The 3,614-nt window shown below is 46.5% G+C and carries 2 tRNA genes and 1 rRNA gene; all 3 read left to right on the top strand.

Annotation, left to right across the window (positions count from 1 at the left end):
* The first annotated feature begins 203 nt into the window (after nucleotides 1-203).
* The 3 genes from LE179_RS06405 to LE179_RS06395 all read left to right on the top strand — a co-directional run bounded on the left by LE179_RS06405 (nucleotide 204) and on the right by LE179_RS06395 (nucleotide 3,343).
* Nucleotides 204-280: transfer RNA gene (locus tag LE179_RS06405), tRNA-Ile, on the top strand.
* Between the two features lie 55 nt (nucleotides 281-335).
* Nucleotides 336-408: transfer RNA gene (locus LE179_RS06400), tRNA-Ala, on the top strand.
* Between the two features lie 324 nt (nucleotides 409-732).
* Nucleotides 733-3,343 (top strand): 23S ribosomal RNA (locus tag LE179_RS06395).
* Nucleotides 3,344-3,614 lie beyond the last annotated feature (271 nt).

Below are 3,614 nucleotides of genomic sequence, written 5' to 3'. Positions count from 1 at the left end.
CGGCTGGATCACCTCCTTTTTAAGGAGTAAACATGCGTTTTAAGTTCGCTTAAAACGAGATGTTAACGGTCGGTTCTTGGATTATAGTTGAGATTGTTAACTTGACGGGGCGTTTATTTGTGTGTTATTTCAGTTATTTATGTGCTGGACGGCATTATTTATGCGGCGGAGACTGTATCTTAAAAGTTACGAGTTGTATAAACGGGCCTATAGCTCAGTTAGTCAGAGCGCACCCCTGATAAGGGTGAGGTCTGTGGTGCAACTCCACATAGGCCCACCAACTGATGCGCAATATCATTGATAGCCGCAGAATAGCATAATAGTCTGTGGTTGAAGGGGATATAGCTCAGCTGGGAGAGCGCCTGCTTTGCAAGCAGGAGGCCGTCGGTTCAAATCCGTCTATCTCCAAAAAAGATTATTTCAGATATTAATATCTGATATTATAAATAATTTGTAGAGCTTTTTGTGTTCGAATGATTTGCTATAGCGGTGAAGTGATAAAAATAGGATTTTTATCCCTTTTTTTATTTTCTCAGATAATCTTAATTGAAAATTTGAAGCGAATAAGCCGGGCAAAAGAATTGTAAACACAAAGAACTCAAAGCAATAAGCTCATTGAAAACTTAATAGTTGTAAAGGTAAATCAAGCGTCTTCAAATTAATTTTTGAAAACAAGAAAAAAAGTCTGTAAAGTCATATTTAGCGTTTTGAAAAAAATGTTTTAAAAAATGTGACCAAGCTACTAAGTGCATATGGTGGATGCCTTGGCTAAGACTGTCGATGAAGGACGTGGTAAGCTGCGTTAAGCGTCGGGTAGGTGCAAACAACCTTTGATCCGGCGATTTCCGAATGGGGTAAACCCACTGTGGAGTAATCTACAGTATCCGAAAGGAAGGCAACCCGGGGAAGTGAAACATCTCAGTACCCGGAGGAAAAGAAATCAAAATGAGTATGCCGAGAGTAGTGGCGAGCGAAATTGGCGAAGCCTAAACTATTGTGTTTACACAATGGGGTTGCAGGACCGCGTGAGTAGAGTTACCAATCGAAAAACTAATTGAACGGTTTGGAAAGACCGACCATAGAAGGTGAAAGTCCTGTAAGTGAAAGTTTTTTGACTCGAAGCGGTATCCTAAGTACTGTCGGACACGTGAAATCCGGCGGGAATCTGGGGGGACCACCCTCCAAGGCTAAATACAAGTCTTAGACCGATAGTGAACCAGTACCGTGAGGGAAAGGCGAAAAGAACCGCGGAAGCGGAGTGAAATAGAACCTGAAACCGTATGCATACAAGCAGTTCGAGGCTTATGCCGGAAACGCAAGTGACTGGAATGGCTGAGAGCGTGCCTGTTGAAGAATGATCCGGCGAGTTATTGGTAGGTGCAAGGTTAATTATTATGTTTACGCATATTAAGAAGCCGTAGCGAAAGCGAGTCTGAAAGGGCGAATAGTACTTATCATTAGACCCGAAGCCAAGTGATCTATGCCTGGACAGAGTGAATCCCCTTTAACAAGGGGAAGAGGCTCGAAGCGTCGACCGTTAAAAAGGTCTTGCATGAGCTGGGTATAGGGGTGAAAGGCCAATCTAACTTGGTGATAGCTGGTTCTCCTCGAAATAGTTTTTGGACTAGCCTGGAGCGTTAAACCGGAGAGGTAGAGCACTGGATAGTTTAGCGGGTGTAACCCACTTTGCGATGCTAACCAAACTCCGAATTCTCCGGCGTATTTCTCTGGAGTCAGTACGTGTGGGATAAGCTTCACGTGCAAAAGGGAAACAGCCCAGACCATCAATTAAGGTCCCAAAATATATGCTAAGTGGTAAAGGATGTGGAGTTTCTTAGACAGCTAGGAGGTTGGCTTAGAAGCAGCCATCCTTTAAAGAGTGCGTAACAGCTCACTAGTCAAGTGATTCTGCGCCGAAGACACCCGGGGCTCAAGCATATTACCGAAATTATGGATTCTATAGAAATAATATAGAGTGGTAGAGGAGCGTTCCTGCTGCATTGAAGGCATACCGTAAGGAGTGCTGGAGTTGCAGGAAGTGAGAATGTCGGAATAAGTAGCGATAAGAGAGGTGAAAATCCTCTCCGCCGAAAACCTAAGGTTTCCTTGAGTAAAGTTCGTCTGCTCAGGGTCAGTCGATCCTAAGCCGAGGTCGAAAGACGTAGGCGATGGGTATCCGGTTAATATTCCGGAACTATCTTTGGTGCGTATAATGTGTTCGGCTACGCTTTTTAGTAGGTCATCATCCGATTGGAAGTGGATGTTGCTCCGCAAGGGGGAGGACCTGGGGTAACTCAGGGAACTGACTGTATAGAGAGCCAAGAAAAACCCTAACACCTGTACCAGAGGTAAACGTACCGCAAACGGACACACGTAGGTGGGGTGAAAATCCTAAGGCGCGCGAGATAACTTTCGTTTAGGAACTCGGCATATTGGCCCCGTAACTTCGGGATAAGGGGTGCCTATGGAAACATAGGTCGCAGTGAAATGGCCCTCGTGACTGTTTAACAAAAACACAGGACTCTGCTGAAATCACAAGATGATGTATAGGGTCTGACGCCTGCCCGGTGCTGGAAGGTCAAGGGGAGGAGTTAGCGCAAGCGAAGCTCCGAACTTAAGCCCCAGTAAACGGCGGCCGTAACTATAACGGTCCTAAGGTAGCGAAATTCCTTGTCGGGTAAGTTCCGACCTGCACGAATGGCGTAACAAAGAGGGCACTGTCTCAACGAAAGACTCGGCGAAATTGTGGTACCCGTGAAGACGCGGGTTGCCTGCGGCTAGACGAAAAGACCCCGTGGAGCTTTACTGTATCTTAGTCTTGAATTATGGAAGTAAATGCGTAGAATAGGCGGGACCCGTTGAAGCATAGCCCTTGGGCTATGCGGAGGGGCAATGTGAAATACCGCCCTTTTAGTTCTGTGATTCTAACTCCTATGTTTGAATCGACAGGGAGAACATGGCTAGGTGGGCAGTTTAACTGGGGCGGTTGCCTCCTAAATAGTAACGGAGGCGTTCAAAGGTACCCTCAGGACCAATAGAAATGGTCTATAGAGCGCAAGTGCAGAAGGGTGCTTAACTGCAAGACAAACAGGTCGAGCAGATGCGAAAGCAGGAACTAGTGATCCGGCGGTTCAGTGTGGAATTGCCGTCGCTCAACGGATAAAAGCTACCCCGGGGATAACAGGCTTATTTTCTCCGAGAGTCCATATCGACGAGAAAANCTAACTGCAAGACAAACAGGTCGAGCAGATGCGAAAGCAGGAACTAGTGATCCGGCGGTTCAGTGTGGAATTGCCGTCGCTCAACGGATAAAAGCTACCCCGGGGATAACAGGCTTATTTTCTCCGAGAGTCCATATCGACGAGAAAATAAGCCTGTTATCCCCGGGTTGCCTTCCTTTCGGATACTGTAGATTACTCCACAGTGGGTTTACCCCATTCGGAAATCGCCGGATCAAAGGTTGTTTGCACCTACCCGACGCTTAACTGCAAGACAAACAGGTCGAGCAGATGCGAAAGCAGGAACTAGTGATCCGGCGGTTCAGTGTGGAATTGCCGTCGCTCAACGGATAAAAGCTACCCCGGGGATAACAGGCTTTATTTTCTCCGAGAGTC

Origin of the sequence: Candidatus Endomicrobiellum agilis, from assembly GCF_020328115.1 — a bacterium.
GTDB lineage: Bacteria > Elusimicrobiota > Endomicrobiia > Endomicrobiales > Endomicrobiaceae > Endomicrobiellum > Endomicrobiellum agilis.
Note: the sequence above shows the minus strand (reverse complement) of the source record. Positions and strands in the feature narration are given on the sequence as shown.